The sequence below is a fragment of the Streptomyces sp. A012304 genome (assembly GCF_026008495.1).
GTDB lineage: Bacteria > Actinomycetota > Actinomycetes > Streptomycetales > Streptomycetaceae > Streptomyces.
The window spans coordinates 1-1,586 of sequence record NZ_BQUN01000165.1 but is presented as its reverse complement, the minus strand read 5'-3'; the positions used below and the strand labels follow the sequence as shown (position 1 = coordinate 1,586).

The window sequence follows — 1,586 nt, the reverse complement described above, 5'->3', positions numbered from 1 at the left end:
GTTCTCGACCGTCTCGTGGGTGACGTTGCCCGCGTCGTCGTACTGGTAGCGGACGGAGTCGCCGCTGACGCTCACCGGCCAGGGCACGTTGGAGGGGGAACCGCTGGATGCGGTCGTCTCCACGTTGCCGGCGATGTCGTAGGTGTAGGTGGTGCGCCTTGCCAGCCCGTTGGGGTTTATGACCTCGGACTTCACCCTGCCGACCGCGTCGTACGTGTACGCAGTCGTTAGCTTGCCGTTGGCGCTCGTCTCGGTCAGGACGTTGCCGGCGCCGTCGTAGGTGTTGGACTCCACGACGATGTCGCGCTTGGTGCCGTCGGGGTTACGGAAGTCCTTCAACGTGATCGACTTGACCAGGTCGTCGCCGTAGTACTGGTAGATCAGCGAGCGGCCCATCGAGTCGGTGTGCCGGACGAGCCGGCCGCCCATGTCGTAGGCGTACGACTGCAGGACGGTGTAGTCCCCGTCGCCCCCGTCGTCGTCCCAGTCGCGCAGCCGGGTCTCGGCCATCATGTTGCGCGCGGTGTAGACGTAGTCGAAGTGGTTGCCGCCCGCGTCCACCATCGAGGTCTTGTTGCCGAAGACGTCGTAGGTGTACGTCGTCTCGTTGCCCTCGGCGTCGGTGACCCGCTCGGGGCGGCCGCGGTCGTCGAGCTCGAAGGCCATCACGCGGGTGGCGTCGCCGCCCAGCAGGTCGCTGATCTCGGTGCGCACCACGTTGCCGTCGGCGTCGTAGGTCGTGGTGGTCTTCTGCTGGTGCTTGCCGGAGGTGACGACGTTGGTGGCCGGCGGGTCGGTGAGGGTGGCGACGCGGGAGAGCTTGTCGTAGGTGAAGGTCGACGTGGTGCCGGACGGGTAGGCGTCCGTGACGACGGTCTCGGTGAGCTTGCGGCCCAGCGCGTCGTACGTGTAGGTGGTGATGCGCCCGGACGGCTCGGTCACCCGAGCCAGGTCGCCGTTCTTGTAGTACTGGTAGCGGGTGATCTTTCCGCGCGGGTCGGTGGTTGTCTTGGGCAGCCCGGTGGGTGTGTTGCCGCCGCCGCCGACGGCCTGTTCGACGCCGGTGGTGTAGGTGTTCGTGGACGTGCCGCCGTCGGGGGCGGTCTGCGTGAGCAGGGCGCCGCTGGTGTTGTACGTGTACTGGGTGCGGAAGCGGTTGTCGGTGGGGCCGGACGAGCGGCCGTCCCGGGTCTCCGACGGCTGGTCGCCCCGCAGGTCGAAGTCGCTCGTCGTCACCGGGTAGGTGGTGTACGAGGTCTGGCAGTCGCCGGCGGCCCGGCAGGTGGTGCGGCTGGTCACATTGCCGCGGTCGTCGTAGCCGAGGGTGACCTTGTCGCCGTTCTCGCTGACGATGCCGGTCTGGAAGCCGTTATCGTCGTACTCGAAGAGACGGATGGCGACGCCGTCGACGGGGTGCCGGATGAAGTCCGGCTCGCCGCCGCCGTCACCGGGCGGGTTGGTGCAGAAGGCCGGGTCCCCCGGGTCGGGCTGAGTGCAGATCTGGCCGGGGCCGGTGGGCGACGGCGACGGGGAGGCGGTGACGGACTCGCGGGCGCCGAGCGCCATCGGCTCGCCGTAGCGCAGCA

Annotated in this window: 1 pseudogene; it reads right to left on the bottom strand. The window is 68.7% G+C overall.

Annotated features, from left to right (window positions below):
- Positions 1–1,586: pseudogene (locus ALMP_RS35370) on the bottom strand (hypothetical protein); the annotation flags it as partial.